The following is a 25145-nucleotide window of genomic DNA, read 5'->3' on the forward strand; positions in this document are numbered from 1 at the left end:
TCATCCCGCGCCAGGGCGCAGGTTCAATGGGGTAGGGGTAGGGGGATCAGGCGGACTTGCGAGGCCGGGAACCCGGCACCCAGTCGTCCAGGTCGCGCTCGATGCTCTTGCAGATGCGGCGCCGGGTCGGCTTACGGAGCTTGTCGCCGCGCCATCCGCGGTGGTAGCGGGTGCTCAGGACGTTTCGCGGAATTCCGGTCTCGCGAGATATCTGGTCCAGCAGCTGAAGCTCCTCCGTGCTCAGCCGTGAACGTGGTGGCGCGTACAGGTCACTGCCCGCCGCTCGCCGCTTTTGCACGCCGTTGTAGGACAAGCCGGTGGCCTTGCAGGCGTCGATTATTTCCGTGGTCGCCTTGCGCAGCGGCTTGATGAGATCTTCACCTTCCAGGCACTGAGCGTAGTAGCGGTCATGGATGGCGCGATAGGGGATGCCGTAGCGTTCGGCGATCTCGCGCAGGGTCAGAAGCTCGCCGCGGACTTCAAGCCGGCGGCGGGGCGGGGCTCCTCGGGGCATAGGTCACCTCAGCGGTGATTGTGAGCGTGCATCTGCTGGCGGATCTTCGAGCAGCGGTCATGCCGCTCGGGCCGCAGAGTCCGTGTAGTTTTCGTAGCGCGCTACCAGGGCGGCAGCGACGCGTGGGTCGGTCTGCTGAGCGGCTAGAATGCGAGCCTGGGAAAGCTTGTATTCGAGCCAGGCCGCATGGGCTGCCTCCGGTGTCTTGAACAGGCCAAGAGTCACCTTGCGATGACTGGTCACGTTGAAGCAGCTGGCAATGAAACCCTTAGACGATCTGCTGTAGCAGACGCCAATAGGCCACTGGCCTCGAGCCGACGTCTTCTCTGTCATGAAGTAATTCACGCTTGGTTCGAGAAAGACGCACGTATCAGGCCCGTAGACTTTATTGCCCGGAAAGAGCACATCCTTATCTAGCTGCTTGCCCTGCCAGTCCTGCTCGCTCATCCATTTGCGGAACTGCATGAAGCACAGCCACTCAGGAACGACAGTGCAGCCTTTGTACGTGGGATTCCTAGCCTGATATCCATCGCAATAGCACCGCTTCAGCATGTCCTTCCAGCGCGAGTAGAAGGGGCAGGAGCTGACCAGCCTGGGTTTCGCACCTAAGTAGTCGTACACCTTGAGCTGATAGTCGGCATCGTTCACGCCAGCGCCATACACAAGCCGCTTTCCGATAGTCCGGTTTCTCATGCTAGTCACCTTCGCCCTGGGCTCGCATGGCGGCGTCAATGACGCTATCTAGGGAAGGCTTCCCATCCGCGACATACACTTCGCCGCCGAGGATTCGTTCAAGGGCACAAGGCAGCTTCGTCACGCCGAATTGCTCGCACAGCCACTGATACCGCTCCGCATCCTTCCGCACTGCCTCATCCCCATGCGCGGCGGCAGGCGGGGCGGCAAACAACCAACGAATCTCCATGCCCGATGCAACAAGCTCTGCTCTGTCGTCCTTGTGATAGTTTTCCCAGCGGCAGCCCGGCATACGAGCTTGCATAGCCACCGGCTCCCCAGCAGCCACAGGAGCGGCGGCAGACGGGGCGGACCATGCCACCTGGATAGTCTCGCCACCCTGCGCCGGCTCAGTACCGGGACGTGGCGCTCCATCGATCCAATCCGTCAGCGGAGTCCCGTCATCGGCCAGCTCACGCCACGCCACCGGCTCACCAGCGGCGGGCCGCACGTCACGCCCGCGATTCCGATCTAGGTCGCGCCAGATCGGTGTCCAGCGTTCCAGGTTCTGCTTGGCGTGATGGCGATCGACCACGCTTTCGGACGATTCCAGGAGCTGGCAGCTGACCACCAGGGACTCAGATCCGTCGCGCAGCAGATCCAGGAGCGCCTTGACGTCGGTGCTGTAGTCGCCGGTCAGGGTGACGTTACTCATGATCAGCACCTCGCACGGCAGCAGTTCTGGAGTTGCTCTCTTGCTCTTTATCAGCCAGGTACTTCCACATCTCAGCCAAGTATTTCCAATGCTCAGCAGCAGGCCAGGGCGACTCAATGACCACTGCCGATACGCTGATACCAGGCGGACAAGGCAGGGCGTTCAATCCAGCTGCATGAGCTTCGGCATCTTCCCGCGAGAAGGCGGCGAAGAGATCATCTGGTCCCTGTGCATGGACTGCCCAGAGCTGCTCGGCGGGCTGGGTGCCGAGGGCGGCGCGGGCGGACCATCCAGTCCAGTAGCGATTGACGTGCTGGTTGACGTAGCTGCCATCGTGGTACTTCTCGTGCGGCGGATCGCCTGCGACAACGCTACGGTGCCACGCCTCGAAGCTCTCATGTTCATCCACGGCCTGCGCGCCCTGGGCTCCCTGCTGCTCGGCCTGGGCGTCATCGTCTTTGCAGTCATCGTTGAGGTCGAAGTAGTACTCGCGCTCTTTGAATACCAGGGTGCAGGTCGACATCTGCTCAGACCAGCTGACTAGCCGAGGGGAGGAGTAGGTGGAACGCAAAAGCTCGGCGGCCGTTTTGCTGTCGAGGAACTTGTAGATCCGGTCTCGGACCTGACTGGTAACCCAGTGGTCCTCAACCTCCATCTCATTTTCGGTTTGGTAGTCTTCCCAGAGTCGCGCCTGATAGTCGGCCTCTCCAAGAAGAACGCATGCGTGGGCCAGGCTGGACTCAAGACTTTTGATGGCCTCGCGCTGGGCGTTATCGCGGGCGCGCAACTGATTGGCCATCAGCTGGCTGACCTCGACTTCAACTATCTGCATACGGCCTTCGAACTGTTCGTCGTTCATGGGTCAATACTCTGTCGGCACGCCAGATGGCGTGAGGGGAGGGGTTAGGCGGCGTCAGTCGCCTGAAAGGAGGGAGAATGCTGTTGCTGCCACTCGCGGAACTTGGCCATTTCCAAGGGCTTTAAGTCGGTCCAGCCGATGGGCCATCCCATCAACCACTCGACCCAGTCCGGGTTCAGCTGGCCACTCTTGATCGACGGCGATACCTGAGCTGATAGCTTCGGCTCGCCTCTGCTGTTGAACTTGCCTTTGGGCCTGCTCACCGCGTCGTCGGCCACAGGCGTCTGCCATTCCTTCACTGCACTGCTGAGGCCCCATCCAGCTGTCTTGCTGGCGCCGGGCCGGTTGTGGTTCCCGTGAACTGTTGGGGTTGGCCAGAAGCCATAGCCGGTCTCGCTGATGGGGCGCTCCGCAGTCAGCCGCTGAAAGACGAAACCACGTCGCGTCATACCCCATATCGGCAAGGTCACCGATGACGGTGACAAGTCCTCTTCCCACAAGCAGAGGTGAGTTCTCCACGAAGACGAACCGGGGACATACCTCACTGATGATTCGAGCCATTTCCACCCATAGGCCTGACCGCCTGCCCGTAATACCGGCTCCAGACCCGGCAGCTGATATGTCCTGACACGGGAATCCGCCCGAAACCACGTCAACAAGTCCTCGCCACGGTCCTCCGTCAAAGCTGCACACGTCAGACCAAATCGGGAAAGCTGGGAGGGCTCCATCGTTTTGTCGTTGCGCCAGAACTTGTGCTGCGTAGGCATCACGCTCAACGGCGCAGACGGTGCGCCATCCCAGCAGGTGGCCGCCGAGTATTCCGCCACCAGCGCCTGCGAAAAGAGCCAGCTCATTCATGATTTCCTCACGCAGCTTGCGATCGCTCAACGTGCTGCCAAGCGCCCGTGACGTCGTAGATATGCGCCGCCTGCTCCTCGCTGAGGGAAACGCCGCAGGGGTTGGCTATCCAGGCGCTGCCGATCAGGTGTCGCCGGTTGCAGGTGTCCATCAGGCCGCGGTAGTGGTGCGCGATGACGTCGGTCAGCTGCCCGGCCATGTGGATGCCCGGCGTCGCGATCTCGACGGACTTGATGTACCGCTCGCCCCGCTGATCAAGGCAGAAGGCGCTGAGGTAGATCGTCCACTGATGCGGGATGTCGTTGATCGCCGTTACCAGGGCGCTGCCACAGACGATCTTCTTCGCGCTCTGCATGTGGATCAGGCCCTTTCCGCCGTGCGGGTCGATGTTGATCACGCCGACGTGGTTGGTGCGCAGCAGGGCGCGGCTGGCGCGCTCAAGCCTGGCGCGCGTGTTGTTCGGCTTGCGCTTGCTCATGGGGAGCCTCCAGCGTCTGCAGCAGGTTGGCGAAGGTGGCAGCGTGCTGATCGGCTGCCCGCTTCTTGGATCGGGACTCAGCAGCGATACCCCGCACCCGGGGCGCGCTGCTGTTGAACTCAGCCGCCCGGGTCAGCTCCCGCGGTGCCAGGTAGGGAAGGGTGGCGATGCTGCCGCCGGCGGCCAGGTACTGCTCGACGGCCTGGCCCAGGCTGGCGCGCTGCGGTTCGCGCGCCCGGATGTCGTGCACGAAGTCGGGGATCATGCGGTGAGCTCCCCTTCAGTGCGCAGCAGGTTGTCAGCGGTGCGGCGCGGCGGCACCTTCTGCTTGGCTTTGTCGTACCAGTGGATCCACTTGCCACGTCCACGACGCTCGGAGTGCTCTGGCCAGCAATCGAAGCCCAGCATGCGGGCACGCGAAATCACTGCCGCCGGGCTACGCCCGATGATAGGTAGGGTGATCATGATGATGGTCTCGGGATGGCGCCGAGCGGCGCGGGGGAATGGGTGCCGGCTTCAGGGTTTAACCGTGGCCGGCGGTGATGCAGTGCCAGTGCCTGTTGTGTGCTAACTGGCGCGACTCCGTCTTCTGCATCGGAAAGGGGTGGCCGGTGCTGTGGTCTCCGGCTTCCGAGGTGTAGCGTTCTACAACGGTCACGCTGTCAGCCAGTCAGCCCTGGCATCACCCCTTTCCGATACAGTCCCCGTGACGTGGGGAATACGGCCTGGCCCTCGGCGAGATGCAGTAGGGACCGATACCAGGCTGCCGGTGATGCGCTCCGCCGGCTGACGTCCGAGGTATCCGCCTAGGCGGCCCGCTCGGTCGGGTTCCTATGGATCAGGGGGTGCGGGGGATGGAGACCAATTCGTTAAAACGTGACATGTCACGTTCTGCAATTCGGTCGGCGGCATGGATCAGCAGGGTCAGCACCTCGGCCCGCTGCTCGAAGCCGCCGGCGGCGCAGATCCGGTCCAGCGCCTCGGCGGTCCGTTGGTACATCTCGAACGGCATCACCTGGTGGCCCAGGGCGGCCAGACGCTCGGCCTCGCGCTTTCGCTGGTCGGCCTTCCGTTCGGCGGCGGTCTTGGGTGTGGTCATGCGTAGATCTCCGGGGCTTCAGCGCGGCGCATCATCCGAACCTGGGCGGTGCGGCGCTCCGGCGCGCGACGGTCGCGGCGCATCGGGTCTTCATCGAGGGCGGCATGGGCAACCACCAGGGCGGCCAGCACCATGCAAAGCGGGCTGATGATCTGGCGCTTCATCGCCTCGGCCACCAGCTGCGGGGCGCGCTGCACGCCCAGCTTGAACATCGCGCTGCTGACGCGCTTGGTGACGGTCATGGGGGCGATCGCCATATCGCGGGCGATCTGCTTGTGGGTCAGGCCGCTGGCCAGGCCCATCACGCATTCCAGTTCTCGGGGAGCCAGGCCCATGCCCAGGCGTCCTTGCCATTGCCCTACTACGATCACGATGTGGATCCTTACGCCGCTGCGGCGTGGTACTGGTGTTGGTTGAGGAGTTCTTCGAAGCCCGCCAGCGTGCGCTGGAAGTAGAGCTTCAGGCCGGGGGTGGAGGCCTGCTGCATCTCGCGCCGGTACATGGCGGCGAGGTCTTCAACGTGCGGCAGGATGTTCAGGTGCAGGGTGGCTAGCGAGGCCGTTTCTATCTGGCCGCGTAGCCACTCGACGTAGTGCTGGTTCATGACGAGCTCCTCAGCAGCCTGATCCCTCGGGCTGTGTTGGGGGTGAGCTTCAGAAATCCCTTTTCTTCCAGCGCTTCCAGGTGCTCCTGGGCGCCGTTGGGCGATGCCATGCCCATCAGCTCGGCCAGCTCGGCGCGGGTGGGCGGGTAGTTGTGGGCCGACAGGAAGGCTTCCACTTCCTGCAGGGTCTGCAGCTGGCGCGGTGTCAGTGCGTTGGCCATGTGGCCTCCTGTTCGTGTGGCTTACGCGGTACCCAGGTCCTTGTTGCAGTCGGCGCAATGCACTCGGCGAGTTGAGCTGTTCGCCAGCTTCGTCGGGTGCTTGCACATCAGCCGGTGGGCTGCCTCGGCCTCTTCCTTCCACATGAAGATGTTGGCGGCCTCTAGCATCTGCTGACTGCCCAGCGCCACCTGGGTGACCTTGTTCGTCTCTCTGCTGATGATCCAAACCATCGCGGTGTCCTCGGTTGTCTTCCCGGCTGCCCCTGTCTCCAAGGCCAGCGAGGAAAACTGCTTTGCCGGTGTTACGCGCCACCGCCGGCTGGGCGACTACTTGTTCGGGGGATCTGAGATCCCAACAGCCACCCGCGCTGGTATGCCGGTGGCTCTCCATTTCGGTGCTTTACGCTGCACACCTTGGGGGAGGCGTCCCATCTCAGGAGGTCGGCTTCAAGCCCTGGGTCTCCTGATCGCTACCCGGGGCGGCTTGCGCTGCCGATGGACAAACTATGCACTGGTGCAATTAGTGAGTCAATGCACTAGTGCATTATTTTTTTGGGATTTTCCCTTGAGATGTGCTGCCGCTTCGCCTACTGTTTATCCATACAGTATCTATGTGAAGGAGGTCACACGATGTCGAAGTCCGCGAACCAGACGATGTCTGCCCAAGAGCGCCTGGCGATCCGTATCTCGAACATGATCGGCTCGCCCAAGGCACAGCTGCACCGGCAGGCCAGGATCCACAAGTTGGATACCGACCCTGAAGAGGTGTGGGATCTGCTCGTCGGCGCGTTGGCGGAATCGGCAGAGCTGGAGGTGACCTTCGAGGACGACGGGGACGTGACCATCCGCTGGGAGGAGGACAAGGAAGCAGCGAAATGCGAGGAGGTGCAGGAGGAGTTCATCACCGTCGAGGTGATCGAGTAGGCACGAAAAAGAAGGCCCGCACTCCTGTGCGAGCCTTGGCCCATAGCATGCCTGTGCAGTAGAAGCCGAAGTAGCGAGCTTAGCCCATAGGCACAAAAAAGCCCGCGGGGTGGCGGGCCTTGCGGAGAGGGCGAAAACGTCATGTCTTAGGGCGGACGGCGCGCTCGACGATGAGGTCAGCCAGCGCATCAGCGATCACGTGCGAGTTCTCCTCAAGCGTCAGCAGGTGCTGCTCGACGGCCTGACCGACGTTCTCCGATCCGCGATCAACGACCCATGCCGTTAACTCTTCAATGGCCATGCCTAGGGCCAGCTGGTTCTCATTGAGGCGGTGGAGCAGGACGAGCAAAGGATCTTGCATGGCGACCTCCAGGGCAAAAGCTCAGTCTAGCCCTAGATCGCTGCAGAGGGGGTAGGTGGGAATTCCCATAGACCAGAAACAGAAAGTCCGGCGCGGGGGCCGGGCTGAGGCTATCTCGATGTCGCGAGCTCGTAGAAGCGCTTCTTGTTGACTCCGGCCTGGGCCGCCATCCATTTGATCAGGTCCTGCCCATAAGGCTGCTTCGGCTTATCGACTGTGACCTTCCTGAACGGCGCATTGTCATCAATGGGTACCCACTGCTCGTGGGATGTCCCATCATGATCCCTCTTGTGAAATCCTAGCTTCTTGAGTGCTGTGACCACTTGCTCATAGCTGAGCGGATGATGTCTCCCGCCCATTATGCAACTGCCGGGCGCTCCACAAGAATTGGGACGGGCTCAAGGAACGTCCGCACGCAATGCTTATAGCCTGCGCCGAAGCTCTCTTTCAGGCGGGCAAGGGTGTATCTCCAGCGCAAGCTGACGGGCGCCTTGCGATTGAGGAGGGCGCCAGCATGCTTGCGGTCTACGGTCACGGCTTCGTAAACGTAACTGCGGATCTGCTCCTCGAGATGGGACTTAGCCTCTTCGAAATCATCGCCCTGGGCGGCCAGGGTGAACTGCGGGCATACGGCAATCCAGAATCCATCCTTCTGCTCAGCGTAGCAACGGATGGTGATATCGAACTTGGACATAGTAGTTCTCCGAAAAGCTGGTCTTACCTGACCTGAGGCGCTCAATTGGAATCGGCCAACGAGCGTATCGGCTGAATATCTGGGATCTTCAGCCCGACCTTTCAAGCCAATCCTGGCCTATCTAGGTCAAAACGGTAGCAGATGCTAAACAAGAGATCGTGACATGTCACGTTAAGTTCGATGAAGTGAACGACCGGTTCGATCCGCTCTACGACGTGATTTTGACAGGCTCACTGCTGCATCACAGATTCCTTGTCACAAAGCCGTTTCGGGTTAGAAAGTGCCGCAGTCCTAAGCATAGCTGCAGCGAGCAGACCCGCCAGCCCCATCGTCATCCCTATCGCAACAGCCCCAAGCACCTATGCTTCCTTTCTGGACATCTAGTCCATCAGCCTTCACTAGCTCAGGTAGGTCACCACCAAGGCGACCATCCCTCCCAGCCCGACTGTCATCAGAATCACAGTGAGTGCGAAAGCTATGAGAATCTTGAGATCAGGGTCATTCATAGGCAGGAAATGGGATTCGCGTGGCTGGGGTTACTGCACTGGCTCCTGCACCGACCAAGACCATCCTAGGTCGGGATCCCAGTGCAGATGATAGGTCGTGATGATAGGCAGCGAGCCAAGTGTTCCCGGAGATGAGCCCATCTGGAACGAGCTGTGTGGCCAGGCGTACGACTGCCCTTTAACCGGGCCATCAATGATCGGCAGAGCGATAAAGGGGTCACGCCCCAGGTTTTCCGATGCCATCTCAGCCTCCTTGGCTCTCCGATCAAACGCGGTTCGCGTTCCAGACCAGCAAAATCCGACCCTTGATGTAGATCTCCTCGCTGGTGACGTAGCGGGGATCGTGATTGCGGTTGTCCGAGATCACCTTCAGGCGCTCCTCGTCTTCGAGCTGCAGGCGCTTGATGAAGAGCATCTCACCCTGGGTGAACAGGTAAATTCCGTCACCGGTGAACTCGTCGATGCTGACGTCGATCAGCAGAGGATCCTTGTCCTGGATCGTGGGCGCCATCGACTGGCCCCATCCGGTGATCATCTTCAGGTGGAACGGGCTCTCGTAATCCACGCCCAGGCGCCGCAGATGCTCCTGGCTTACCGTCACATCGCGCAGCAGCTCGATGTAGTCGGCCGGGATCTGGCCGCCGCCCATCGCAGCGCGCACGTCGTAGTGGGGGATCTTGATCTCATCGCCCACCAGCCCTGGGCGAGAGAAGTCGGCAGTGATCACGTTGCCGCGACCAGACTCTATCTCCGCCTGATCATCGGCCATGTCCTGTAGACGCTGGCGCGCTTCGTCGGTGAGGCCTTTACCGTGCTTCTGCAGCATCTCTTTCAGCAGGTCGCCCGTTGAGCGGGGTGCTTCTTCAGGCTCGCTGGCCACCTGGCCATCTATCGGCGAGTAGCCGCGCAGCTGATCTGTCGTCAGACCAAAGAAGTCGGCCAGCGGCTTGACCTGCTTGTCCGTCGGATCCTTGATCCCCTTGGCCACGTCCTTCGGGCCAAGGATGCGCGAAAGCGTCGACTGGGTTATGCCAGTCCTGCGCGATAGCTCCAGCTGATTGATCCCTTTTTCGGCCATAAGCTGCCGCAGGATCTTGTCGATAGTTTTATGCATGGGTGCAATGCTGTCCCTAGCGGGTGCATAACTCAATAGCGTGGTGCATTGACGTTTATGCACTAGTGCATGATCATGTGCATACCGATCTAGGAGTAAGCCATGAGCGCTACTGACCTCTCCCAAAAATTGGATGCGTTGTTCGACGCCGGCCTGACCTACAAGGCCATTGCAAAGCGCGCTGGCTGCGACATCTCGACGATCTTCCGCATTCGCTCGAAGCAGATCACCAACCCTAGCTACTCGGTTGGCGTGGCTATCGACTCGCTCTATGCGGAGTCCGTGAAGCGCGCTCGAAAAGCAGCGCGTCTGGCGTCCTGACCATGGAGCCCATTATCCACGGGATGGCATTGCGCCAGCAGTCACCCGTAGTAGCTGTGATTCCGTCCAGTACGCGAATCGCAGGCAAGAAAAAGCCCGGCGGCAACCGGGCTTCGATACAGCAGCAACAACATCAATAGGTGATTCGAGTATGAACGACCTGACCCTTACCGGCAACACCCTGACCATGAGCAGCCGCGAGATCGCGGAGCTTACCGGCCGTCGCCATGACAACGTCATGCGTGTCTGCCGCGACCTGAAGGCCTCAGGGGTAACCCCTCAGATTGAGGAGTATCCCTTCGACCATCTGGGCAACACCTATTTCGAGTTCCGTCTGGGCAAGCGCGACAGCCTGGTGCTGGTGGCGCGCCTCTCTCCTGAGTTCACCGCCAAGGTGGTCGACCGCTGGCTGGCCCTTGAGCAGCAGGCGCAGACCGGTCTGCCGCAGACCTTCGCCGAGGCCCTGCGCCTGGCAGCTGACCAAGCCGAGCGCATTGAGCAGCAGCAGGCCCAGATCGCAGCCGCGGCCCCAAAGGTCGCATTCGTTGAGCAGTACGTGGAAGGCACTGGCCTGAAGGGCTTCCGCCAGGTCTGCAAGCTCCTCGGCGCCAACGAGAACGAATTCCGCCTGTTCCTGGCCGATGCCCACGTCTGGTACCGCCTGGGCGGTGAGTGGGTCCCCTACGCCGAGCACATCACCGCTGGCCGCTTCCACGTGAAGACCGGTCAGGCCGGCAACGGCCACAACTTCAACGCCGCCAAGTTCACCCCCAAAGGCATCGAGTGGATCGCCGGGAAGTGGGCTGCCTACAAGCTTCAAGGTGCCGCATGAGCGTTCAAGCCATGTCCTGGGCCATGCAGATGCCCAAGTCCACCCTGGGTGATGCCTCCGCCCGCCACGTGCTGCTGTGCCTGGCCAACTACGCCGGCCAGGACGGTCGTGGTGCTTTCCCCTCTGCCGAGCAGCTGGCTGAAGACACCGGCCTGTCCGAGCGGACCGTTCGCTACAAGCTGGACCTGCTGGAAGAGATGGGCCTGATCACTCGCGGCAACCAGGCAATCGCAGCTGCCTACATCGGCCGTAAAGACCGCATCACCAACGTGTACGACCTCCAGCTTAAACGGGGTGCAGTGGCTGCACCCGGTGAAGGAACGGGGTGCAGTTCACAACAGCACGGGGTGCAAACCACGACAGAACGGGGTGCAGCCGTTGCACCCAATACGTCACTGAACCAAGAACAGAACCAAGAGCAAGGCCGCGAGGGCGCGGCGAGCGCATCCGGCGAGGCTGGTTCGAACGATCCCGAGACCGCCCCTGATCAACCCCGGAGCCGCGCCAAGGGCTTCAGCCTGGCCGACATGCAGGCCCTGACCGACACCGCCGGCATCGCCATCGCCGCTGACGTCGCCCAGGACTACCTGGCCCACCGCCGGGGCATCAAGGCCCCGCTGAACGCCACGATCTGGAAAACCACCCTGATCGAGCTGGCCAAGCTCGCGCCGCACGGCATCACCGCCGACCAGGCGCTGGCCGAAGCCATGGCCGCCGGCTGGCGTGGCCTGAAATCCGAATGGCTGGTGAACCGCCTGAAGCGGCAGCAGGGCCCCGGCGCTGGCCCGAACGACGACGACACCAGCTGGGCCAACAACCTGAACGAGGATCTGTGATGCGCAACGCCACCGAGATCGTGAAGCACGTGGACTTCAGCCAGGCTCGCCCGGCAGTCCAGCAGCAGCCGGCTAGTATCGACGAGGGCACCGCCCAGGTCGTAAACGCGCTGTTCAACGAGCTGAAGTCCATCTTCCCCGCCTGGAAGCAGGCCTGGCCGGACGACGAAGCCCTGAAGCGCGCCAAGCGCTCGTGGATCAAGGGCCTGATGGCCGCCGGCATCCACTCGCTGGAGCAGATCCGCTTCGGCCTGATGACCTGCCGGGCCAGCGGCCAGGACTTCGCGCCCAGCGTCGGCAAGTTCGTGGAGTGGTGCCAGCCCACCGCCGAGCAACTGGGCCTGCCGCCGACTGAGAAGGCCTTCCAGGAGGCCGCCCGCAATTCCCACCCGGCCGTAGGGCAGGGCGCCCGCTGGAGCCATCCGGCCGTGCACCACGCCGCCACAGAGTCCGGGCTCAGCAACCTGTTCCGGCTGAACGAAGACGCGGGCCGCAAGCTGTTCGAGCGCAACTACTCAATCGCCTGCCGCATGGTCGCCGCCGGCCAGCCGCTGCGCGAGATCCCCAAGGCGCTGCCAGCCGAGGTGTCCACACCGGCCAAGCCGGAAACAGTCCAGTCCGAGCTGGCCAAGATGCGCGCCGCGCTGGGTCGCCGCTGATGGACGCAAAAGCCTGCTGGTTCGTTCTGCTCCCAGGCCGCGCGCCGTTCGCAATGGTCGGCGCCCAAATCAACCGCGACGAGGCCCTGACCTGCGCTCGCATCATCTGGCCGGAGGCCGACGTAGCATGAAAACCGCCAACATCGTTTCCACTGCAATGGGCGTCAGCCTTTCCTGCCTCCTCCTGCTGGGTGAGCCCTGGCACGACTTCGCCTATTACACGCTGCTTGCGTTCACCGTTCTCGCCTGGGTCGGCCTGCTGATCGGCGCGGTCAAGGAAGAGGCAGCGGCCAAGATCCGGGAAGGGCTATGGCTCAGCTGCGCAAGTACCGCCTTCCAGCTCTACGCGCTGATTATGACCGGGCACCAGCTGCTGGTTGCGTCGTCCTTCATCGTCTCAGCCTTCATCGTTAGCGCTGCATTCTAGAAGGTGGATATCCCGACCCTGTGCGCGAAGAGGTCGGCCTATCGCCGAGGCCAGGCTGCCTATCGGAGCGGCCTGCACACCAATCCCTATGACCTTGATGACTCACGTCATCAGGACTGGTGGGACGGCTACCAAGCCAGCCAGGCCGCTTTCGAAAAGGAGCAAGACCATGTCGCATAACTTCAAGGTAGGGGATCTCGCCCTGACCCTGGTGGCTCTGTCCGACGTGGAAGCGGGTAGCGTCGTGGAGCTGGTTGACCGTATCGAGAAGGGTGACCTGGTGATCTCCGAAGGGATCACGCGCAGAACAATCGAGACCGGCTGGGTGTGCAAGCCCGCGGCAAAGAGTGGCTTGCTGGGTTACCCGGAGCGTTACCTCATGCCGCTTCGCGGCGACTTCTCCCCTGAGCGCCAGAAGTCCCAGGAGGTGCCGGCATGATGTTCAACGAAGCCGAAATGCTGGAAGCCCGCCGTCTGGCCTATGACCAGGGCTTCAACCGCGGCTCTGGCATGGACCCCAAGGTCCAGCACACTGAGGCCTATATCCACTTCCGCGAGCAGGAGCTGGCCCAGCCGGTAAATCGCGAGCGCAAGGCGCCTGCCGCGCGCCGCCCGATCGGCGACTTCCTGGGCGATGGCGAGGGCCGCGGACTATGAGCGCCTTCGTCACGTTCGCCCTGCTGCTGACCGTGGCCGGCGGCGGCCAGATCGCCATCAGCCACCGCCGCAGCGCCCATCGCCGCACCACCGCCCAGGCCTATCGGTCGGGAGCTGCCCAATGAGCCGCGCCCAGTCCAAGAAGCTCCGCGACAGCGCCCGCGGCCAGGAATGCACCCTGCGGATCCCGGGCGTCTGCAACTTCAACCCCGAGACCACGGTGCTGGCCCATATCGCCTGCGGCCAGAAGGGTATGGGCCTGAAGAGCCCGGACAACATGGCCGTGTTCGCCTGTAGCGCGTGCCATGACCGTCTCGATATGCGCTCTACAGTTGGAGAGCTGGACGCCCGCGACGTGCTACGCGCCCTTGGCGAAACTCAGGCGATCTGGATCAGCCAGGGCCTGATTACCATCAAGGGGGCCGCATGACTGCCGTCCTGAAGAAGTACCAGCCCCGCGAAGTTCGCGCCCGCGCCCCGCGTATCGACTGGGAAGGCAACGAGCAGACCATCCTCTTCACCTGGATCGACCTGCAGTACCCGCGCGAGTCTAAGCTGATCTACCACGTGCCCAACGGTGGCCACCGCCACAAGGCCACGGCCGGCAAGCTGAAGGGGCAAGGCGTGCGCGCCGGTATGCCGGACATCAATGTCGACATCGCCCGGGGCGGCTACTTCGGCCTGCGGATCGAGTTCAAGGCCACCCCTCCGAACGATGCTGATGTCTCGCCCAAGCAGCGCGATGCCCTGAAGCTGCTCAATGACCGCGGCTACCTGGCCATCGTCTGCAAGGGTGTCCACGACGCCCAGGAGCAGATCCGCGCCTATCTTCGCCTTCCTGCTACCGAGGCCCGCCCATGAACCACCCAGCACAAGACCTGGCCGGCCTGGCCCGGCAGATCCTCGGCCACTCGATGGTCGTGTTGCTCAGCCACCACGACAAGGCCCACCAGGCCGCGCCGGACAATGCCCGCGAGCTGATCGCCGAGATGACCACCCTGTCTGCTCAGCGTCTGGCCGCTGCCACAGATGAAGAGCTGCGCCGCCGCTGGCAGGTACTGGAAGAGCAGCGGAGCCAGTGCTTCGGCCGGATCTCTGCCGCCCAAGGGCTGCGCTCGGGTCGCGGCCGGGGTGACCGCTTCAAGTCCTGGCGCGACACCAGCACCATCGACCGCGCCGCAGAAGAGAAAGCCCAGCGTGACATGTCACGTTTTCAGACCGAGAAAGACCTGATCACCGAGGAGATCGACCGGAGGGCCAATGCGCAAGCAGCACGGCCCTGACCTCACCCGGAAGGTGAAGCCGATTTCGCGTTGCGTGACATGTCACGGCCGCGGCGTCACCAAGGGTGTCTTCTACGAGATGGATTGCGCAGCCTGCAATGGCGAGGGTTGGACCGATAAGGCCACCGGCCTGCCGCTGAAGCCCGAAGACGCCCGATTCCAGCTCAATGCCTACACGCTTCGCCTTGAACAACAGATTGCCCACCTGCAGCGGACGCAGACCCACCACCAAGAAAACAACCGCCGCGGCCCTGGCGGCTCGCATCGCACCGGAGACTGATCTATGCGCATTATTTCTGCTCGCCAAGCCTGGCACGACTCCCTGCACCACAACCGCGACTCGGTCCTGGCCGTTGCCGCGCAGAAGGCCGAGCTGGGCCGCAAGCACGGAACGGGGGAGGGCAAGGTCATCGTGATGCTCGAGGACCACGACGGTCAGCAGGTGGCCCGGACCTACAAGTCCCGACAGAAGGGTGACAACGTGCACGAGACGCGCCCGGGCCGTCGCCTCAGCACCGACCAGTGCGCCCACATGCTGGCGGCCGGCCTGATCATGCAGGCTATCGACACCCTGCCCAAGCCGGTGCAGCACTTCGGCCACTACCTCTACTCGCCGACCGCCACTTTCAACGACCTGTCCATCGCCCACGGCCTGGTTTGGCTGAACTCCGGCCTGGACAAGCTGACCGACAAGCAGCGCGCCCGGGCTTACTGGATGGCTCTGGCCGCTATCCAATCCCACAAGCGGATCGTGAGCGGCGGCGAAGAGCTCGCGCCTGGCGAGGTGTGCATGATCATGGAAGAGCGCACCGGATGCCGTATCAACCCCAGCAACTGGGCCCGCGACTATGCCGAGGTCTGGACGCACCTGGCCAAGAAGGTGGATGGCCTGGATCGAACCGCGCTGCGCCCGGTCGCCGAGGTCGTGGAGAGCCTGCTGGGCGCCGAAGAACTGAGCTCGAACGACTATGACCGGTGGATCCGCCAGCCCGGCGAAAAAGCCGCTTGACGATTTGAAGAGCAAAATGGCATAGTTTTGCCACTGTGACACATTTCGCCTAAAGCCCTGCCAGAGCCATCTGACGGGGCTTTTTTCGTTTCAGGGCGGCCGGTAGCACGATGGTCTTGAAAGGGGAGCGCACCCCGAAGCCAGCCGGTGGGCACACCTAGCCGACCCCCTGAGCCAAGCATGGTGGCAGCTCCCATGCGTCCCACGAAGTCGCGAATGACCGGGACGACAACATCTGCCCGCCGGGGAAGCGCCGGCATCATCCATAGGCTCGCATCTGCGGGCCTTTTTTATGCCTGGAAGAGGGCGCACCGCGAGGGCTAGCCAGTGAATTTCAGTCTGGAAGCCATCCTGCTCTGGTGCCTGCCAGGCTTTCTGGGTGGTTTCGGCGGCGTGATCGCCTACATCTCGAAGCTGACCACCAAGAACCGGTTCTCCGCTGGCATGTTCATCACGAAGTTCCTGACCGCCTTCTTCGTAGGGCGCGCGTTTGGCTACTTCTTCCCTGTCACCAGTGAAGTCCACTACGGCTACATCATGGTCCTTGGCTTCGCAGCCTCCCCGGTCATAGCGATCCTGGAGGACAAGGCCAAGGCGTGGGCGAGTCGACTCAGCCCGCCAGGAGCAAGCTGATGCTGCTGATCACCATCTTCGCCATGCTGACCTACAGCCTGGTAGTCGCACGATGCGGCTGGTTCGTTTGGCAGGGAGGCGATTACCGGCAGGACGACCGGGCCGAGGTTGCGCACATCGTGTGTGCCTCGCTGCTCTACCTGATCACGCTGGTGTCTCTCTGGGTATTTGAGCCCTGGAAGCTGGTCAATAACAGCATCGTCGGCGCCATGGTGCTGGCACACACGATCTTCTGCGGCAGCTACTTCTACCGTCGCATCGGGGCCCTGATGGACGGGCGCGACCGGCGCAAGCTGCCTCATCGCCGCGCATCGAGGGCGAACCCATGAAACAGATCAAGAGCGGCGCCCGCTGGCTGATGACCTGCATCGCCCTGCTGGTGTTCGGCACTGGCATCGGCTACTTCGGGCGCACCTGGGAATGCCGGTCCGGCTCCCAGACGGTGTATGTCGCAGCGCCCGGCTTCGAGTCCGGCGCCATGGACCTGCCTGCCAAGCTGTACCGCCTGCAGGTCTCTTCCTGCACGCTGCCCGCTCAGTGGGGTGGCGATAAGCCGCCGCTGGAGGGCTACCCGTGAACGGCAAAGAGATGACCACCTGGATATTCGGCTTGCTCATGGCCGCCGTAGTGCTCTGCGCACCCGTCGCCTGCACCATGAGCCGCCAAGCGACTGTGGCTGAAGCCATCCGTAACGGCGCCGATCCGATCTCGGCCAAGTGCGCCATTGAGGCGGACACCGGTCAATCGGCCGTTTGCGTGGCCGCCGCGGTTAGGAGCAGCCAGGCGAAAGAGCAGGTGAGGCCATGATCAAGCCTGACAAGCCCTGGCCTCGCCGCTCCGGCACTACCGATGGGTGCTGGCAGGATCGGGATCGCATTGAGGTTCCGGTCAAAGGTTGGGCCGAACAGCCTCCTGCCCCACCAGGACCGCGCTTTGTTAGGGATGGCGACCTGCCGCCACCTCCTACGGTCGAGTACGCATTCCGTACCAGGCCAGCTGACCCATGCGCGAGGCCATCCGCCGGGGCAATCTGGCAAATGCTCGCCGTTATCGCGGTATCGGTGACCATCGGGATCTACATCGGCCGCCATCTCGCGGGCAGCTAAACGTGACATGTCACGAAATCATCTATCGGAGAGTCACCAGTGAGCGACGACCAAAGCATCGAGCAAGAGATCCAAGCCAAGGGCCTGACCGCGCCGCGCGTTACCCCGGCCGACATCGAAGCCAACATCCTCAGCGAGCACTACTTCACCGCTGGCGATGGCTATGCAGGCGCTGCTGCGCTGACCATCGAAGAGGACGGCGTCATCCAGCCGCCGGAGCAGTTGGACCTGATGACCTTCTGCGTGCTGATCCTGCAGAACGGCTACACCGTCACCGGTGAGAGCGCCTGCGCCAGCCCGGAGAACTTCGATGCCGAGGTCGGCCGCAAGATCGCCCGTACCAACGCCGTTAACAAGATCTGGCCGCTGATGGGCTACGCGCTCAAGCAGCAGCTGCACAACGACAAGGAGTAGCGCCATGGTCTCCCAACGCTTCCGCGGTATCGCATTCGCCTTGATCGCCGGCCTGGCATTGGCGCTCAGCCGCCTGGATCGCTGTATCGGTCTCCGCGAGCGAGCGAGCTATGTCTGCCGTGATCTGCCGGCAGTAGCCTCCGCCAAGTTCAGGCTGGTCATGGCCCAGTGGCGGGCCTATGCGGCAGCGCGCTCGACTCGCCCAGGTGCGGATCTGATGGCGTCCAGCAACCACTTCACCCTGGTTGGCGTGCAACCGGTCCGGCCTCGCGTGGTCGGTGACTGGCTGGGCGATGGCTGCTGCTGATGCGCAGTATCGCGTGCTACCAAGCCGAGAAGGCCAGGCGCCTTGACCCATGGCACCCCGCTCGCCGCTCCAAAGGAGAGAAGCGTGACATGTCACGCTTCAAGAGGACTCACCGATGATGAATGCCCAGATCGAAACCCTTGGCGAGATGGCCAGCACCACTCTGCAGGCATCTGTCGCCTACGAGTTGGAGTCAGCGATCGCTTCGACTGTGGCGCTGGTGAAGGAATCGGAGGGCCACTTGGCTGAGCGCCTGAGCCGTCATCTTGACGATCTACTGGCCGAGCAGCTCCGGCAGGTGACTGCTGACAAACCTGTCGAGCTGCAGCCCGTCGAAGCCTGAGGCCAGGGCAAATGATCAAGATCACTGCCCAAGGCCTGACCGACCAGCTCTCCGAGCTGACCGACCTTGAGCAGCGGCAGATCCCATTCGCTACAGCACTCGCGCTCACCCGCACTGCCCAGGATGTGAAGGCCGCCATCGAGGCAGAGATGCCCACGGTGTTCGACCGCCCCACCAACTGGACGCTGAACAGCCTGCGCCTGATCCCTGCTCGCAAGGACAGGCTGCTGGCCAGGGTGTGGATCAAGGACGAGGCGGACAAGTCATCGCCCGCCACCAAGTGGCTAGCACCTGAGGTCTACGGTGGTGATCGCCCGGACAAGCGCAGCGAAGCGATGCTGCGAGCGCGAGGCATCCTGCCCGCCGGCAAGTACGTGGTGCCAGGCGCAGGGGCTGACCTCGATCAGTACGGCAACATCAAGCGCGGCCAGCTGACCAAGGCGCTGTCCGGCATCCGAGGCTTCGGTGAGACGGGCTACAACGCCAACGCCACCGACAGCAAGCGCAGCCTGGCCAAGCGCAATGCTCAGTCGTTCTTTGTGCTGACCAAGGCGGGCAAGCCCATCGGCATAGCCCGACGCACTGGTCGCAAGCGAGAGGACCTGAGCATCTTCCTGGCCTTCGTCGACAAGCCGACCTATCGCAAACGTCTGGACTTCTTCGGCATCGGTGAGCGCGTCGCCAATGAGCGACTCGCGTTCCACTTCGAGGAAGCCATGGCCCAGGCCCTGCGCACCCGCCGTCGATAACGACGCACCACTATGGTGCAGGGTGGGGTCTTGGGTCCTTCCCGGGGGAGGGCCCATTGGGGGTGATTCGAGCCCCGCCAGACACACATGTATGACCTTTTTTCGGAGGTTGGTTGTTGTTTAGTCATGGCTAAAAACGAAACAACCAGGCAGCCGGGATGGTTGAACAAATCCGAGATGGCCAAAAGCCTCGGGATATCCCCGCAAGCCTTTGATAAATGGGGCGTTGAGCCCATTTCTCGGATTGGGCGCGAGGCGTTTTATCGGGTGCAAGATGTGGTGCAAAACCGCGTCGACCATGCCACTCGGAAACAACAACCTGAGGTGGGTGACAGCGAAGGTTTCGATCCGATGATCGAGTACAAGCTGATGCAGGAGAAGCTGCGACTCACTACTGCCCAGGCGTATGCCATCGAGAAAAAAAATCAGGTGAATGATCGCCTGTTGGTGCCGGTGCCGTTCGTGACGTTCGCGCTGGAGAAGATCGCCTCGAAGATCGGAGCAAAGCTTGAGACGGTCGGTAAGACCATCAGCCGCCGACACCCTGACATCGATGCCCGAATACTCGAAACCACGGAGCGGGAGATCGCCCTGGCTCGCAATATCGCCATGACGTTGGGCGATGAACTACCGGGATACCTCGATGAGTACCTTGCAACCCTGGATGACTGATCTCGGTAAAGCCGTCAGTCTAGGTCTGCAAGGTCTGTACAAAGAGCCGCCCATGACCGCGGTCCAGTGGGCGGACGAGCATTTCTACATGTCGTCCGAGTCCTCCTACCACGAGGGCAAGTGGACAACCGACCCCTTTCAGGTGGCGATCCTTAATGCGATGGGGAATGACCTCATCGCCGTGGTCAACTTCGTGAAGTCGGCCCGGATCGGCTACACCAAGCTGCTGATGGCGAACATCGGCTACAAGCTCCACCACAAGCGCCGCAACATCGTGATGTGGAGCCCGACGGATACCGACGCCAAGGGCATCAGTAAGCGGCACGTCGACGGCATGATCCGTGACGTGCCAGCGATCAAGGAGCTGGCGCCCTGGTTCGAGAAGAAGCACAAAGACAACACCATTGAGGCGAAGACCTTCGCCAATCGGAAAAGCCTCTGGATCCGCGGTGGTACCGCCTCCGGTAACTACCGGGAGCTTTCGGCTGACGAAACGATCTACGACGAGCTCTCCAACTTCCTAGCCGACATTGACGGCGAGGGCGATGCGGTCACCTTGGGCGACAAGCGCCTCGACGGAGCGACCTACCCGAAATCGATCCGCGGGTCGACGCCGAAAAAGGCCGGCACCTGCCAGGTCAGCAAGGCGGCCGAGGAATCGCCGATCCGGCTGCGCTTCCACGTCAAGTGCCCTCACTGCCAGGCGGAGCAGACGCTTAAGTTTGGCGGCAAGGATTGCGATTTTGGCCTGAAGTGGGAAAAGGACGAGCTAGGTCAGGCGACCCGCGCCTGGTATGTCTGTGAGCACTGTCACAAGGATTTTCATCACCAGGATATGGTCGCCGCGTCCCCAGAAGGGCGATGGATCTGCGAGCAGACCGGGATCTGGACGCGCGATTCCATGGACTGGTTCGACAAGAAGAGCCAGCCGATTCGGACTCCGCTGTCCGTGGCGTTCTACTGCTGGGCCATCTACAGCACCTGGTCACCCTGGGTAAAGATCGCCAGTGACTGGCTGAAGATCAAAGGCGACCGCGAAAAGCTGGTCACCTTCACCAACACCACGCTAGGCGAAACCTGGGAAGAGGACGAGGGCGAGAAGGTCGAGTGGGAGCTGCTCCATGCTCGGCGCGAGATCTGGCCGGCAATTCCTGAGCGAGCCGTCATCCTGGTGGGCGGCGTTGATACCCAGAACGACCGCTATGAGGGGCGAGTCTGGGCATTCGGGCCTGGCGAGGAGAGCTGGCTAGTAGATCGCTGGATCCTCTACGGAGACCCGGCAGGCGAGGAGCTGCGCCGGCAGGTTGGGGTGCGCCTGCACAACACCTATCGCCGTGCCGACGGGCAGATGATGAGGGTAGCGCTATGGGGCTGGGACTCCGGCGGTCACTACACCGACGAGGTTTACAAGGAAAGTATCCGCCACGGCATTCGTTGGGTGATACCGACCAAGGGCCACTGGCAAGCTGGGCGCCCGATTGCTGACTTCCCGCGCAAGACGCACAAGTCGGGCACCTACCTGACGATGATCGGCACCGACAACGCCAAAGAACTCATCTACAGCCGCCTCAAGATCCAGCCTCAGCCCGGGCAGGCAACGCCTGGCTGCATCCATCTTCCGCTCGATGACGACCTGTGCGACGAAGCTGAGATCAAGCAGCTCACCGCCGAGAAGAAGGTCTTCCGGTTCGAGAAGGGTAAGCGCGTTCACAAATGGGAGTCCGGTGGCCGCCGTAACGAGGCGCTCGACTGCTGCGTCGGCGCGTTGGCGATGGTCCGGATCGCGCAGCAGCACTTTGGAATTGATTTGAGCGTGGTCCTGGCGCCGGCTAAACCCCGAGCGACTCGAGGAACCCGCAGCACTGTTCGATGAGGAGCTCCATGATCAACAAAACTGATGCCCAAGTACGTCTCGAACAGGTCCGCCTTGCTATCACCAAAATCCTGACCGGGGCCCAGTCGGTCCGCTATGGCGAGCGTCAGCTGACTCGCGCTGACCTCGGCGAACTGCGTCAGCTGGAGATTCAGTACCGACAGGAAGTCGAGGCCGAGCAGAGCGTCGCAAGAGGCCGGGGCCGCAACCGCATCACCTACCTAGGAATCTGATATGGCCTGGTTCAAACGAACGCCGGAGGAGAAAGCCCTCCGCGCGGCGCTGGCGCTCGTCCAGAGCCAGCCGCAGGCCCAGGGTGGGGGCGGTGGTAGCGAGACCCGGTGGCGCGGCGCCTCTCGGGTGCTGCGCAGCATGGCCAGCTGGATCCCCTACCTTGGCAGTCCTTCCAAAGACCTGTCTACGGTAGAGCGCAAGACCCTAGTAGCGCGGTCGCGCGATGCCATGCGTAACCACCTGATCGGCCGCGCCGCAGTCATGCGTCTGCGTACGAACGTGGTGGGTACCGGACTGATCTGCCGGCCTCAGGTCGACTTTGAAGCCTTGGGCATCTCGGAGGACGAAGGCGAGCGAATCAACTCCATGCTCGAGCGAGAATGGGGGCTCTATGCCGAAGACCCGCGCGAGTGCGACGCCGAGGCCAGTAGCACCCACTACCAGCTCCAAGGCATTGCCTTGATCTCGGCGCTTACTGGCGGCGACGTATTCGTCACCACGCCGGATGTGGAGCGGCAGGGCACGATCTACAGTACTCGCCTGCAACTGGTCGAGACCGATCGGGTGAGCAACCCGAACGGAAGTCCCGATACCGATACGCTGGTGGAAGGCGTCGAGTTCGATACCGCCGGCGCCCCGGTCTTTGTCCATGTGTGCAGTGGCTACCCGGGCGAAAAGAAGCTGTCCAAGACGCTGACCTGGCAGAAGCTCCGGGTCTTCGGCGAAGCCACCGGCCGCCGCCGGGTGCTGCAAGTCTGGTGCGACAAGGAACGCCCTGGGCAGAAGCGCGGCGCGCCGTACCTTGCCCCGGTGCTTGAACCGCTGCAGAAGCTGGAGCGCTACAGCAGCGCCGAGCTGATGGCCGCGGTGATCTCCGCGATGTTCACCGTATTCCTTAAGAAGGGTGACGGCTTTAACCAGGGATCGCTGCCGCTCACCGCCTTTGGCAATGAGGAGCAGCTGAATCAGCCGGGTGGAACTCCTGACCTTCCCCCGGTGCAACTGGGCGAGGGCGCCGTAGTAGATCTAGCACCGGGTGAAGAGCCCATGGTGGCTAACCCGGCACGGCCCAATGCTCAGTTTGATCCGTTCTTCACTGCGGTCGTCAAGGAGATCGGCGCCGCGCTGGAAATTCCGCTCGATGAGCTGATGCTGCACTACAACAGCAGCTATAGCGCCGCGCGCGCGGCGATGCTCCAGGCCTGGCGGATGTATCTGACCCGGCGCTGGTGGCTGGTGTGCGACTTCTGCCAGCCCAGCTATGAGCTGCTGGTCGACGAGGCGGTGGCACGTGGGAGAGTGCGCCTACCGGGCTACTCGGACCCTGCGCGCCGACGGGCTTATACCCGGACGGTATGGATCGGTCCAGCCAAGGGTGCAATCGACGAGCTCAAGGAAGCCAATGCTGCCGGCCGCCGTATCGAGATTGGCGTCAGTACCGAGACGATCGAGGCTGCCGCCATGACCGGCGAGAACTGGCATCAGATTTACCGCCAGCGCCGGCGTGAAGTGCTACAGCGGCGAGCGGATGGCATGGAGCTGGACGCTGCGCCTGTCGCTGCCACGCAGCCGGCTGAACCCAAAACACCAGAAGAGGAATGACGATGCCCAGGGCATTTGAACTGGCAGCGTCTCAGCCGTGGCTGATGCTGCCTGAAGCGCTCGACAGCCTCCTGGCCGTCGCCGATGGCATGGGTGATCCCGTGGCATTGGAGACCCGGCTGGGCCACCGCCTCGAGAACACCCGCACAGTCACCGTCAAGAACGGAGTGGCTGTGATCCCGGTTGTAGGACCGATTTTCCGGTACGCCAATCTTTTCACCCAGATCAGCGGCGCCACCAGCACCCAGGTGCTGGCAACCGATATCCGGACAGCGTTAGACGATCCGAGCGTCAAGGCCATCGTGCTCAACATTGATAGCCCGGGTGGCGTGGCGTCCGGGATCAACGAACTGGCCGAGATGATCCACGGTGCCCGCGGGCAGAAGCGCATCAGCGCCTATGTCGGCGGCACAGGTGCGAGCGGTGCCTATTGGCTCGCTTCTGCCGCGCAGGAGATCGTCATCGACGAAACCGCGATCCTCGGCAGTGTCGGGGTGGTGGTAGAGGCGGTCAGCGAGGCTGAGGCCAGCACTGGCAAAAAGCGTTGGCAGATCGTCAGCAGCCGGGCACCGAACAAGCGCCCAGACATGGGCACCGAGGAAGGGCGTGCCAAGGTCGGCGAGACCGTGAACGCCTTGGAGGAAGTCTTCATCAGCAAGGTCGCCCGCAACCTGGGCGTTTCTGCCGACGATGTGCCCGCGATGGGCGATCACGGCGGCTTGCGCGTCGGGGCAGAGGCGATCGACGCCGGCCTCGCCCACCGTTTGGGCTCTCTTGAGGGCCTGATCACTGAGCTGGCGAAACCAGCAGCCACTACCCAGAGGAACCGCAACATGACGAAAGTCAGCACCACCGCGGAACTGCAGGCAGCACTCGCCGCCGGCACCGATCCGCAGAGCATCGAAATCACTTCCGTCGATACCGGCGCCTTGAAAGCCGAGGCCACCCAGGCCGGCGCGAGCGCCGAGCGCGAGCGCATCCAGGGCATTCAGGCATTGGCCGCCCCGGGCTTCGAACAGGAAGTCTCTGCTGCCATCAGCGGTGGCCTGACCGTCGAGGCTGCCGGCCTGTCGCTGTTCAAAGCAGCTTCCGATCGCGGCATCACGCTCGCCGGCATCAAAGGCGACGCCACCAAAACCAAAGCTTCCGCGCCGCCCCAGGGTAGTGAGCAAGCCAGCATTTCCACCTCGGCCATCTGGGCCGGTCGCAAAGGAGCGAAGGCATGACCATTCTCAACGAAGGCGCTCGCGCCGGTGATTTCCTGCTGAGCGAGGCTGCCGGCCAACGCTCCCGCGAACAGATCACGCTGCTGGCGATCACCGAGGCTGCTCCCGCAGGCACCGTGGTCGTGCTCGACACCAACGGCTATAAGCCGTATGTCGCGCCCAACCCGGTCGTGGCGATCACCAAGCAGGTGGCCATCCTGTTCAACAACAAGCCGGTCAGCACCGAAACCCAGGACGCCGCCGTCATCATCCGTGATGCCGAGGTGGATGGCGAAGTGCTGTTCGGTCTGAACAGTGCGGTGGCCAGTGCCCTCGCCAGCCAGGGCATCATCGTCCGCTGACC

General features: G+C 62.5%; 44 protein-coding genes. 28 read left to right on the forward strand and 16 right to left on the reverse strand.

Going from position 1 to position 25145, the window contains the following annotated elements:
* Nucleotides 1-46: 46 nt before the first annotated feature.
* The 13 genes from PVZ77_RS25315 to PVZ77_RS25375 all read right to left on the reverse strand — a co-directional run bounded on the left by PVZ77_RS25315 (nucleotide 47) and on the right by PVZ77_RS25375 (nucleotide 6251).
* Nucleotides 47-514: a hypothetical protein gene (locus PVZ77_RS25315; protein WP_273808758.1), complete on the reverse strand. Its 468-nt coding sequence runs from the start codon at nucleotides 512-514 to the stop codon at nucleotides 47-49.
* A 57-nt stretch (nucleotides 515-571) separates the two neighbouring features.
* Nucleotides 572-1162, reverse strand: a complete 591-nt coding sequence (locus PVZ77_RS25320) for a hypothetical protein (RefSeq protein ID WP_273808759.1) — start codon at nucleotides 1160-1162, stop codon at nucleotides 572-574.
* 46 nt (nucleotides 1163-1208) lie between these two features.
* Nucleotides 1209-1901, reverse strand: a complete 693-nt coding sequence (locus PVZ77_RS25325; RefSeq protein WP_273808760.1) for a hypothetical protein — start codon at nucleotides 1899-1901, stop codon at nucleotides 1209-1211.
* Nucleotides 1894-2760 (reverse strand): hypothetical protein, encoded by an 867-nt coding sequence (locus PVZ77_RS25330; protein ID WP_273808761.1) that lies wholly within the window; start codon nucleotides 2758-2760, stop codon nucleotides 1894-1896. The genes PVZ77_RS25325 and PVZ77_RS25330 overlap by 8 nt, the downstream gene beginning before the upstream one ends.
* A 54-nt stretch (nucleotides 2761-2814) precedes the next feature.
* Complete coding sequence (locus tag PVZ77_RS25335; protein WP_273808875.1) at nucleotides 2815-3618, reverse strand: DNA cytosine methyltransferase; 804 nt, start codon at nucleotides 3616-3618, stop codon at nucleotides 2815-2817.
* 7 nt (nucleotides 3619-3625) lie between these two features.
* Nucleotides 3626-4096, reverse strand: a complete 471-nt coding sequence (locus PVZ77_RS25340) for a hypothetical protein (RefSeq protein WP_273808762.1) — start codon at nucleotides 4094-4096, stop codon at nucleotides 3626-3628.
* The gene (locus PVZ77_RS25345; protein ID WP_273808763.1) at nucleotides 4056-4361 is read right to left on the reverse strand and encodes a hypothetical protein; all 306 of its coding nucleotides are present in this window, start codon (nucleotides 4359-4361) and stop codon (nucleotides 4056-4058) included. The genes PVZ77_RS25340 and PVZ77_RS25345 overlap by 41 nt, the downstream gene beginning before the upstream one ends.
* Nucleotides 4358-4561, reverse strand: coding sequence for a hypothetical protein (locus tag PVZ77_RS25350; RefSeq protein WP_273808764.1), 204 nt, complete (start codon nucleotides 4559-4561; stop codon nucleotides 4358-4360). The genes PVZ77_RS25345 and PVZ77_RS25350 overlap by 4 nt, the downstream gene beginning before the upstream one ends.
* A gap of 373 nt (nucleotides 4562-4934) precedes the next feature.
* Nucleotides 4935-5195, reverse strand: coding sequence for a hypothetical protein (locus PVZ77_RS25355; protein WP_273808765.1), 261 nt, complete (start codon nucleotides 5193-5195; stop codon nucleotides 4935-4937).
* Entirely contained in the window at nucleotides 5192-5530 is a 339-nt protein-coding gene (locus PVZ77_RS25360; protein WP_443218070.1) for a response regulator transcription factor, read from the reverse strand. Before PVZ77_RS25360 ends, PVZ77_RS25355 begins: the two co-directional genes overlap by 4 nt.
* A 47-nt stretch (nucleotides 5531-5577) precedes the next feature.
* Nucleotides 5578-5799 carry a hypothetical protein gene (locus tag PVZ77_RS25365; protein WP_273808766.1) on the reverse strand — a complete coding sequence of 74 codons (222 nt, stop codon included), beginning with the start codon at nucleotides 5797-5799 and terminating at the stop codon, nucleotides 5578-5580.
* Nucleotides 5796-6020 carry a hypothetical protein gene (locus PVZ77_RS25370; RefSeq protein ID WP_273808767.1) on the reverse strand — a complete coding sequence of 75 codons (225 nt, stop codon included), beginning with the start codon at nucleotides 6018-6020 and terminating at the stop codon, nucleotides 5796-5798. The genes PVZ77_RS25365 and PVZ77_RS25370 overlap by 4 nt, the downstream gene beginning before the upstream one ends.
* A 21-nt stretch (nucleotides 6021-6041) precedes the next feature.
* Complete coding sequence (locus PVZ77_RS25375; protein ID WP_273808768.1) at nucleotides 6042-6251, reverse strand: hypothetical protein; 210 nt, start codon at nucleotides 6249-6251, stop codon at nucleotides 6042-6044.
* 399 nt (nucleotides 6252-6650) lie between these two features.
* On the opposite strand from PVZ77_RS25375, the gene PVZ77_RS25380 reads away from it, so the two are divergent.
* Complete coding sequence (locus PVZ77_RS25380; RefSeq protein WP_273808769.1) at nucleotides 6651-6944, forward strand: DUF1654 domain-containing protein; 294 nt, start codon at nucleotides 6651-6653, stop codon at nucleotides 6942-6944.
* 139 nt (nucleotides 6945-7083) lie between these two features.
* Here PVZ77_RS25380 and PVZ77_RS25385 read toward each other — a convergent pair whose 3' ends face one another.
* From PVZ77_RS25385 to PVZ77_RS25395, 3 genes are all read right to left on the reverse strand, one after another.
* Complete coding sequence (locus PVZ77_RS25385) at nucleotides 7084-7305, reverse strand: hypothetical protein (RefSeq protein ID WP_273808770.1); 222 nt, start codon at nucleotides 7303-7305, stop codon at nucleotides 7084-7086.
* Between the two features lie 358 nt (nucleotides 7306-7663).
* Nucleotides 7664-7999 (reverse strand): type II toxin-antitoxin system HicB family antitoxin, encoded by a 336-nt coding sequence (locus PVZ77_RS25390; RefSeq protein WP_273808771.1) that lies wholly within the window; start codon nucleotides 7997-7999, stop codon nucleotides 7664-7666.
* A gap of 771 nt (nucleotides 8000-8770) precedes the next feature.
* On the reverse strand, nucleotides 8771-9619 hold the full coding sequence (locus PVZ77_RS25395) for a LexA family transcriptional regulator (protein WP_273808772.1): 849 nt from the start codon (nucleotides 9617-9619) through the stop codon (nucleotides 8771-8773).
* A 102-nt stretch (nucleotides 9620-9721) separates the two neighbouring features.
* Between PVZ77_RS25395 and PVZ77_RS25400 the strand changes: the two genes are divergently transcribed.
* The 27 genes from PVZ77_RS25400 (at nucleotide 9722) to PVZ77_RS25530 (ending at nucleotide 25143) form a co-directional block, all read left to right on the forward strand.
* A complete protein-coding gene (locus PVZ77_RS25400; RefSeq protein WP_007159434.1) occupies nucleotides 9722-9940 on the forward strand; it encodes a hypothetical protein in 219 nt (72 codons plus the stop codon).
* Between the two features lie 151 nt (nucleotides 9941-10091).
* Entirely contained in the window at nucleotides 10092-10772 is a 681-nt protein-coding gene (locus PVZ77_RS25405) for a phage antirepressor KilAC domain-containing protein (protein WP_273808773.1), read from the forward strand.
* A complete protein-coding gene (locus PVZ77_RS25410; RefSeq protein ID WP_273808775.1) occupies nucleotides 10769-11608 on the forward strand; it encodes a helix-turn-helix domain-containing protein in 840 nt (279 codons plus the stop codon). The genes PVZ77_RS25405 and PVZ77_RS25410 overlap by 4 nt, the downstream gene beginning before the upstream one ends.
* On the forward strand, nucleotides 11608-12267 hold the full coding sequence (locus PVZ77_RS25415; RefSeq protein ID WP_273808776.1) for a replication protein P: 660 nt from the start codon (nucleotides 11608-11610) through the stop codon (nucleotides 12265-12267). Before PVZ77_RS25410 ends, PVZ77_RS25415 begins: the two co-directional genes overlap by 1 nt.
* A 127-nt stretch (nucleotides 12268-12394) precedes the next feature.
* Nucleotides 12395-12694 (forward strand): hypothetical protein, encoded by a 300-nt coding sequence (locus PVZ77_RS25420; protein WP_273808777.1) that lies wholly within the window; start codon nucleotides 12395-12397, stop codon nucleotides 12692-12694.
* A gap of 169 nt (nucleotides 12695-12863) precedes the next feature.
* The gene (locus PVZ77_RS25425; protein WP_273808778.1) at nucleotides 12864-13133 is read left to right on the forward strand and encodes a hypothetical protein; all 270 of its coding nucleotides are present in this window, start codon (nucleotides 12864-12866) and stop codon (nucleotides 13131-13133) included.
* Nucleotides 13130-13351 carry a hypothetical protein gene (locus PVZ77_RS25430; RefSeq protein WP_273808779.1) on the forward strand — a complete coding sequence of 74 codons (222 nt, stop codon included), beginning with the start codon at nucleotides 13130-13132 and terminating at the stop codon, nucleotides 13349-13351. Before PVZ77_RS25425 ends, PVZ77_RS25430 begins: the two co-directional genes overlap by 4 nt.
* Complete coding sequence (locus tag PVZ77_RS25435) at nucleotides 13348-13476, forward strand: hypothetical protein (RefSeq protein ID WP_273808780.1); 129 nt, start codon at nucleotides 13348-13350, stop codon at nucleotides 13474-13476. The genes PVZ77_RS25430 and PVZ77_RS25435 overlap by 4 nt, the downstream gene beginning before the upstream one ends.
* On the forward strand, nucleotides 13473-13781 hold the full coding sequence (locus PVZ77_RS25440) for a nuclease domain-containing protein (RefSeq protein WP_273808781.1): 309 nt from the start codon (nucleotides 13473-13475) through the stop codon (nucleotides 13779-13781). The genes PVZ77_RS25435 and PVZ77_RS25440 overlap by 4 nt, the downstream gene beginning before the upstream one ends.
* A complete protein-coding gene (locus PVZ77_RS25445) occupies nucleotides 13778-14212 on the forward strand; it encodes a VRR-NUC domain-containing protein (RefSeq protein ID WP_273808782.1) in 435 nt (144 codons plus the stop codon). Before PVZ77_RS25440 ends, PVZ77_RS25445 begins: the two co-directional genes overlap by 4 nt.
* Entirely contained in the window at nucleotides 14209-14634 is a 426-nt protein-coding gene (locus tag PVZ77_RS25450) for a hypothetical protein (RefSeq protein WP_273808783.1), read from the forward strand. The genes PVZ77_RS25445 and PVZ77_RS25450 overlap by 4 nt, the downstream gene beginning before the upstream one ends.
* On the forward strand, nucleotides 14612-14914 hold the full coding sequence (locus PVZ77_RS25455; protein ID WP_273808784.1) for a hypothetical protein: 303 nt from the start codon (nucleotides 14612-14614) through the stop codon (nucleotides 14912-14914). Before PVZ77_RS25450 ends, PVZ77_RS25455 begins: the two co-directional genes overlap by 23 nt.
* Nucleotides 14915-14917: 3 nt before the next feature.
* On the forward strand, nucleotides 14918-15643 hold the full coding sequence (locus PVZ77_RS25460) for a hypothetical protein (RefSeq protein ID WP_273808785.1): 726 nt from the start codon (nucleotides 14918-14920) through the stop codon (nucleotides 15641-15643).
* Between the two features lie 327 nt (nucleotides 15644-15970).
* Nucleotides 15971-16276: a hypothetical protein gene (locus tag PVZ77_RS25465; RefSeq protein WP_093250098.1), complete on the forward strand. Its 306-nt coding sequence runs from the start codon at nucleotides 15971-15973 to the stop codon at nucleotides 16274-16276.
* Nucleotides 16276-16605 (forward strand): hypothetical protein, encoded by a 330-nt coding sequence (locus PVZ77_RS25470; protein WP_273808786.1) that lies wholly within the window; start codon nucleotides 16276-16278, stop codon nucleotides 16603-16605. Before PVZ77_RS25465 ends, PVZ77_RS25470 begins: the two co-directional genes overlap by 1 nt.
* Nucleotides 16602-16853 (forward strand): hypothetical protein, encoded by a 252-nt coding sequence (locus PVZ77_RS25475; protein WP_273808787.1) that lies wholly within the window; start codon nucleotides 16602-16604, stop codon nucleotides 16851-16853. The genes PVZ77_RS25470 and PVZ77_RS25475 overlap by 4 nt, the downstream gene beginning before the upstream one ends.
* Nucleotides 16850-17083, forward strand: a complete 234-nt coding sequence (locus tag PVZ77_RS25480) for a hypothetical protein (protein ID WP_273808788.1) — start codon at nucleotides 16850-16852, stop codon at nucleotides 17081-17083. The genes PVZ77_RS25475 and PVZ77_RS25480 overlap by 4 nt, the downstream gene beginning before the upstream one ends.
* A 338-nt stretch (nucleotides 17084-17421) precedes the next feature.
* Nucleotides 17422-17796, forward strand: coding sequence for a Gp49 family protein (locus PVZ77_RS25485; RefSeq protein WP_273808789.1), 375 nt, complete (start codon nucleotides 17422-17424; stop codon nucleotides 17794-17796).
* Between the two features lie 4 nt (nucleotides 17797-17800).
* A complete protein-coding gene (locus tag PVZ77_RS25490; protein ID WP_273808790.1) occupies nucleotides 17801-18103 on the forward strand; it encodes a hypothetical protein in 303 nt (100 codons plus the stop codon).
* Nucleotides 18104-18221: 118 nt separating this feature from the next.
* Entirely contained in the window at nucleotides 18222-18446 is a 225-nt protein-coding gene (locus PVZ77_RS25495) for a hypothetical protein (protein ID WP_273808791.1), read from the forward strand.
* Nucleotides 18447-18457: 11 nt separating this feature from the next.
* Nucleotides 18458-19195 carry a hypothetical protein gene (locus PVZ77_RS25500; protein WP_273808792.1) on the forward strand — a complete coding sequence of 246 codons (738 nt, stop codon included), beginning with the start codon at nucleotides 18458-18460 and terminating at the stop codon, nucleotides 19193-19195.
* A 126-nt stretch (nucleotides 19196-19321) separates the two neighbouring features.
* Nucleotides 19322-19867: a terminase small subunit gene (locus tag PVZ77_RS25505; RefSeq protein WP_273808793.1), complete on the forward strand. Its 546-nt coding sequence runs from the start codon at nucleotides 19322-19324 to the stop codon at nucleotides 19865-19867.
* Complete coding sequence (locus PVZ77_RS25510) at nucleotides 19839-21740, forward strand: phage terminase large subunit family protein (protein ID WP_273808794.1); 1902 nt, start codon at nucleotides 19839-19841, stop codon at nucleotides 21738-21740. Before PVZ77_RS25505 ends, PVZ77_RS25510 begins: the two co-directional genes overlap by 29 nt.
* Before the next feature lie 8 nt (nucleotides 21741-21748).
* Nucleotides 21749-21973: a hypothetical protein gene (locus PVZ77_RS25515; RefSeq protein ID WP_273808795.1), complete on the forward strand. Its 225-nt coding sequence runs from the start codon at nucleotides 21749-21751 to the stop codon at nucleotides 21971-21973.
* Nucleotide 21974: 1 nt separating this feature from the next.
* On the forward strand, nucleotides 21975-23576 hold the full coding sequence (locus PVZ77_RS25520) for a phage portal protein (RefSeq protein WP_273808796.1): 1602 nt from the start codon (nucleotides 21975-21977) through the stop codon (nucleotides 23574-23576).
* A gap of 2 nt (nucleotides 23577-23578) precedes the next feature.
* Nucleotides 23579-24802 carry a S49 family peptidase gene (locus PVZ77_RS25525; protein WP_273808797.1) on the forward strand — a complete coding sequence of 408 codons (1224 nt, stop codon included), beginning with the start codon at nucleotides 23579-23581 and terminating at the stop codon, nucleotides 24800-24802.
* Nucleotides 24799-25143, forward strand: a complete 345-nt coding sequence (locus PVZ77_RS25530) for a head decoration protein (RefSeq protein WP_273808798.1) — start codon at nucleotides 24799-24801, stop codon at nucleotides 25141-25143. The genes PVZ77_RS25525 and PVZ77_RS25530 overlap by 4 nt, the downstream gene beginning before the upstream one ends.
* The last annotated feature ends 2 nt before the right edge of the window (nucleotides 25144-25145 follow it).

The sequence above is a fragment of the Pseudomonas sp. SHLD1 genome, from assembly GCF_028640935.1.
Classification (GTDB): Bacteria; Pseudomonadota; Gammaproteobacteria; order Pseudomonadales; family Pseudomonadaceae; genus Chryseomonas; species Chryseomonas aestiva.